We start from the raw sequence: 5514 nt of genomic DNA, 5'->3' as shown, positions 1-5514 counted from the left end.
CTATCGAGACATGCTACAATAGAGGGGTAACCACTGCGGGTATTGCCAGCCACAGTGGTTCTGTGGCTTCTAAGAGGGGGAGACCATTCATGACAGAGAGCGCAGCGGCAGCGAGAAGGCCCAACCGGAGCGGCCCGCCGATCGACGTCGACATCTACAGTGGTTCAGCGACCCCGGAGCTGGCGCAGGCAGTAGCAAGCTGTTTGGGGCGACCCCTGGGGCGGCGGGAGCTGCACCGCTTTGCCGATGGCGAATGTCACGTGCAGATCCAGGATAGTGTACGCGGCAGGGATATCTACATTGTCCAATCGACTTGCCACCCGGTCAATGAGCACCTGATGGAGCTGCTGGTCATGATCGACGCTTTTCGCCGCGCCTCGGCAGCGCGCATCACGGCTATCATCCCTTACTACGGCTATGCGCGCCAAGAGAAGAAGACCACGGGGCGCGAGCCAATCACTGCCAAGCTCGTCGCTAACCTGCTATCGACCGCCGGGGCTGACCGTGTGGTATCCGTCGATTTGCACTCGCCGGCTATCCAGGGCTTTTTTGACATCGGCATGGACCATCTCACAGCCATTCCCTTGCTGGGCGAGTATCTGCGCCAGCATATGGACCTGAGCGATGCTGTAGTCGTGACGCCGGATACCGGACGGGTCAAGGTGGCTGATGTTTATGCCAATATGCTCAATATCCCGCTGGTTGTAATGCACAAGCGGCGCGGGGGAAACCACGCCCAGGATGTCGAGGTGCGTGCCATTGTCGGCGAGGTCGCTGGCAAACGGCCCATTATCGTGGACGACATTATCTCGACTGGGGGAACGATCGTTACCTGCACCCAGGCGTTGCTGGAGGCCGGGGCCAAACCAGATATCACAGTGGTTGCTACCCACGCCGTGCTAACCCCACCGGCGGAGGAGCGGCTCTGTATGCCCGAAATCACACGCATCGTCACCACTGACACGATCCCCCTAGGCAACAAGACCCTTGGCGGCAAGGTCGTGGTCATCTCTGTCGCCTCGTTGCTGGCGGAAACCATCGAGCGCTTGCACGAGGGGCGTTCGATCAGTGCCCTCTTCCGCGACTGGCGCGAGAGCTATCCTGTCTAATATTGACACATCCTATCAGGAACGCTCATAATATAGAGGCATCTTATCACGGGTGCCACGGGCATACTTGCCCCAACCGGGGGCAGCAAGGAGCGTTTCATGCTAACCTTTGAAGATGTGACCGGTTTCTTCCTGAAGGCGGCTGCGGAGGTCGGGCTTACGGCACATCCCGAATATTGGATCAACTCCCGCACCATGGAACGTGAATTTGCCTGCACCTGTCACATCGGAAGCTGCGAACAGGTTGAAAACTCCAGCATCTGCACCGTCTCCTTTAGCTGGGGCAGTCTGGATACCGCGCTTTCCCTCGAAGGGCCTAGGGGAGTCTGCGATTTCTTCCACGAGCCCCACGCCGATTGTCCGCACCTGCGCACACGTGAGATCCCTGCGCTGGTGTTGGACCTCTCCTACTCGCTTTCCCTCAAAGGCGCAACTTTCTCGGAAGAGACTCTCCTCTCCCTGACCCAGATGCTCAGGCTGCGCGCCAGTGAGCATAGCAGCCGCACGATCGAGACCCGGCCCGGCGTCACACTGACTCTGCAGGATCACCGCCTGGTGCCAGAGTCCCTGACGCTGCAGCAGCGTGTGGAGCTCCCGATCTGGCACCCAGAGGGTCTGCGCGGTCTGCACGAGAGTTCTCCTTACCAGTACAGCGGGGGTCATACGCTCAGTCCTAGCTGGAGTCATCGCTACAGCTACGAGGAGGAAGAGGAAGAGGGCGAGGCGGAAATTGTGGCCGATGACCCGCATCCCGAAGAATGGCTGCCTCGGGTCATGGTCGATGTCTGCCAGGACATTGTACATGTACTTGAAGCCTTGAGCGCGGTCTGCTCTCTTCCCGACTAGGTCAGGGGGAGAGCAGACCGTCCTCTCTATCTGCTCTCTCTGTCATTTTCTGTGCTTTGCTCTCACTTCCGTCCTTTTTGCGACTGTCGCTCATCTCATACGATAACCCTGATCAATCTCCTTCAGACAGATGGCTCGCTGTTCCACAGCGCTCCTTACCAGAGGGCCCGCTCAGGCTCAGTAGCGGCGCGGTGGTCGACGGCGGCGCTCCGGCGGTAGCAGGACGTCAATGGCGTCATCAACGGTGACGATCCCTTGCAGCAATCCCTCATCGTTGACTACCGGCACAGCGAAGAGATTGTATTTGGCAATGACCTCGGCGACGCTGCGTGCGTCAGCCTCGGGACGTACCGTGACAAGGTCACGATGCATCAACTCTTGTAGCGTCTGCTCTGGCGAGGCAACCAGCAGGTTCCAGACAGAAACGACGCCGAGCAGACGAGGCTCATCGCGTTCCTCTTCATCGACAACGTAGATGTAGACGGCGTGGCCATCGCGTTCAAGGATATGGCGGCGCAGGGCATCCAGAGCCTCGGCGCTGCTGCGGCTGCCGCTGAGGGCCAGATAGTCGGTGGTCATCAAGCCGCCGGCGGAGTTCTCGGCATACTCTAACAGCTCACGAACATCCTCTGATTCCTCGGGTGAGAGCAGCCGCAGCAGCTCCTGGGCCCGCTCTTCGGGCAGGCGAGCCAGCAGGTCGGCCACTTCGTCTGGCTCCATCGCCCTCAGAATGGCTGCAGCCCGCGCCGCACTCAGCTTCTCTAGAATATAGGTCTGGCGCTCTGTATCGACTTCCTGGAGAATGTCAGCCGCGGTTTCGTTGTCGAGGCCCTCTAGTAAGCGCGCGCCCTGAGCTGGGGTGAGCTGGTGAATGATATCGGCGATGTCAGCAGGACGCAGCTCAGCCAGGGGACCGCTCGGCGGACGGCGCCGCGCCGCCGGCGGTTCCTCTCTGCCGGCTTCGCGCTCTCGCCTCTCCGCCGCTGCAGCGCTCTCCTCCGGCGCTGGCTCGCCGTCGCGTAGCGGCTCCAGGCGCTCCCAGGCAATGAGTTTGCCCGGCGCCTCGCGCCCGCGGGCCCCTAGTAACCAGGCAGGCATCAAGCGCCGGAGAAGCCCCCAGGTACTGGTGTCGATGCCAACAATGCGCCAATCCGGTTCTAAACAGACATCGTTAACACGGACTGGGCGTCGCCGCTCCAGGTCAACTGCCTGCTTGTCTAGCACCTCGTGAGCCAGGCTGATTTCTCGCTCAACGGCAGTAGGAGGAGGTAGCTCGCGCAGAGCCATACGCAGGACCAGGGTGTGATCGCGGACCTGGACCGCCAGCGGCGTGACCCGCCAGCGGCGCCCGTCTTGATCTTCTACCAGCAGGGCACTGGCATAGGTAGGGCCGCCACTCCCGGCACGGGCTTCCGCCGGCGCTACCAGGACATCACTGAGTTTGCCGACGCGCATACCCTGCGCGTCCTCTACGGGTGCACCCAGTAGATGGCTTAAATACAACATTTTGCCTTTATTTCGACATTTCGAGTCGCGAATCCGAAGCGATCCCTCCAGGGACCCGCGCGGCTCCAACGTGGGCCACGCTTTCGCCTGTCTCCGGCGTGCTCACACTCATGCCAGCGTGCCGCTTACAGGCGGCGATAAAGTCACGGAAGAGCGGATGAGGGCGATTCGGGCGGCTCTTGAATTCTGGATGGAACTGAGAGGCAACAAACCACGGATGATCAGCCAGTTCGATAATCTCGACCAGGCTATTATCAGCGGAGCGCCCGCTGATGACCATGCCATGAGCCTCCATGCGCTTGCGATACTCATTGTTGAACTCGTAGCGATGGCGATGGCGCTCGAAGACGATGGCTTCGCCATAGGCCTGGTAGGCTCGCGTTCCAGGGATCAGACAGCAGACCCAGTTGCCCAGGCGCATCGTGCCACCTTTCTCCGAGATATGACGCTGGGTCGGCATCAGATCGATGACAGGATGGGGCGAATGCGGGTCGAATTCTGAGCTATTGGCCCCTTCGAGACCGAGGACATTGCGCGCGAACTCAATGACGCTAACCTGCATGCCAAGGCAGAGGCCCAGGTAGGGCGTATGGGTCCGGCGCGCATAGCCAGCGGCCTTTATCTTGCCTTCGACGCCGCGAGGACCGAAGCCGCCGGGTACGACAATGCCGTGGACATCCTCCAGTACCTCGGTATAGGCCTCGCCCATCTTCTCCAGAGCCTCCGAATTGATCCACTTGATCTGGACATCCACATCATGATACCAGCCAGCGTGGCGCAGCGCCTCGGCTACTGAAAGATAGGCATCGTGTAATTCAACATATTTGCCCACGAGGCCGACGGTGAGAGCAGGGCGCGGCTTCTTGATCTTTTCGACCAGAGCGCGCCACTCTTCCATCTGGGGCGGATGACCCGGCAGCGAGAGCGCCTGCACCAGATAATCGCCAAGGCCGGCCTCTTCCAAAATCAGAGGGATCTCATAGATCGTCTCGACGGTCAGTAGGGGAACGACTGCCCGGGTCTCAACGTTGCAGAAGAGAGCGATTTTCTCGCGCAGCTCCTCGCTGACAGGATAGTCGGAGCGACAGAGGATGACATCAGGCTGAATACCGACGCGCAGTAGCTCCTTAACGCTGTGTTGCGTGGGCTTGGTCTTCAATTCACGGGTGGCGCCAAGGTAGGGGAGCAGGGTAACATGCAGATAGAGTACATTGGCCCGCCCTACATCTTTGCGCATCTGACGAATGGCCTCCAAAAATGGTTCGCCCTCGATATCGCCAACGGTGCCCCCCACTTCAACAATGACGACATCGGCGTCCGAGCGACGGGCTACGTTGTGAATACGCTCCTTGATCTCATTGGTAATATGGGGAATCACCTGAATTGTGCCCCCCAGGTACTCGCCACGCCGCTCCTTGCTGATGACCGTGGCGTAGACCTGGCCGGTGGTGACGTTATTGGCCTGGTAAGCTGGTTCATCGGTGAAGCGCTCATAATGGCCCAGATCGAGATCGGTCTCCGCCCCATCGTCAGTCACAAAGACCTCTCCATGCTGATAAGGGGACATGGTGCCGGGATCAACGTTGATGTAGGGGTCAAGCTTCATGATGGAGACGGAGATGCCCCGATTCTTGAGCAGGCGCCCGATGGATGCGACACTGATACCCTTGCCCACAGACGACGCCACACCGCCGGTCACAAAGATAAATTTTGACATAAGAACTCCTCCTCGTGTGGAGCCTTCACCATCGCATATGAGACCATCTTCACTCTCTCACTCAGTCCCTCTCAGGCTGCCTGGCATGAGCAGCCTCCTGCCTGTCTGACTGTATATATGTTCGCCTGGCTGCCTGCTGCGCCGCTTTGCGCTTCCGCTCCGCTTGCTTCCTCCTCTCCCGCAAGGCGCAATGCATGCTATGTTTGACCTGCTCCGGCGATCGGGAATCCGCTCTTACTCTTCTCCAGGCTCAGCCAGCTCCATCCACCCGCGGACCCACAGCCGGAGTATCCCTGCATGTCCGCCCGCTGGCCAGACATGCACATACAAGTAGGC

Annotated in this window: 4 protein-coding genes; 2 read left to right on the top strand and 2 right to left on the bottom strand. The window is 59.8% G+C overall.

From position 1 onward, the window contains the following. Window positions 1-89: 89 nt before the first annotated feature. The gene (locus IRZ24_RS16240) at window positions 90-1109 is read left to right on the top strand and encodes a ribose-phosphate pyrophosphokinase (RefSeq protein ID WP_297166351.1); all 1020 of its coding nucleotides are present in this window, start codon (window positions 90-92) and stop codon (window positions 1107-1109) included. 99 nt (window positions 1110-1208) lie between these two features. Next, the gene (locus tag IRZ24_RS16235; protein WP_297166348.1) at window positions 1209-1955 is read left to right on the top strand and encodes a hypothetical protein; all 747 of its coding nucleotides are present in this window, start codon (window positions 1209-1211) and stop codon (window positions 1953-1955) included. Between the two features lie 177 nt (window positions 1956-2132). Here the strand turns inward: IRZ24_RS16235 and IRZ24_RS16230 are convergent, their stop codons facing one another. Then, window positions 2133-3410, bottom strand: coding sequence for a CBS domain-containing protein (locus IRZ24_RS16230; RefSeq protein ID WP_297166346.1), 1278 nt, complete (start codon window positions 3408-3410; stop codon window positions 2133-2135). A 58-nt stretch (window positions 3411-3468) separates the two neighbouring features. Continuing rightward, the gene (locus tag IRZ24_RS16225) at window positions 3469-5178 is read right to left on the bottom strand and encodes a CTP synthase (RefSeq protein WP_297166343.1); all 1710 of its coding nucleotides are present in this window, start codon (window positions 5176-5178) and stop codon (window positions 3469-3471) included. Between the last annotated feature and the right edge of the window lie 336 nt (window positions 5179-5514).

The organism is Thermogemmatispora sp., from assembly GCF_019683755.1.
GTDB lineage: Bacteria > Chloroflexota > Ktedonobacteria > Ktedonobacterales > Ktedonobacteraceae > Thermogemmatispora.
This window is presented reverse-complemented; position numbering and strand designations above follow the sequence as displayed.

What these genes read in the sequence shown, in the direction of transcription:
- IRZ24_RS16240 (WP_297166351.1), top strand. Translation starts at nt 90, where the DNA reads ATGACAGAGAGCGCAGCGGCAGCGAGAAGGCCCAACCGGAGCGGCCCG.
- IRZ24_RS16235 (WP_297166348.1), top strand. Translation starts at nt 1,209, where the DNA reads ATGCTAACCTTTGAAGATGTGACCGGTTTCTTCCTGAAGGCGGCTGCG.
- IRZ24_RS16230 (WP_297166346.1), bottom strand. Translation starts at nt 3,410, where the DNA reads ATGCGCGTCGGCAAACTCAGTGATGTCCTGGTAGCGCCGGCGGAAGCC.
- IRZ24_RS16225 (WP_297166343.1), bottom strand. Translation starts at nt 5,178, where the DNA reads ATGTCAAAATTTATCTTTGTGACCGGCGGTGTGGCGTCGTCTGTGGGC.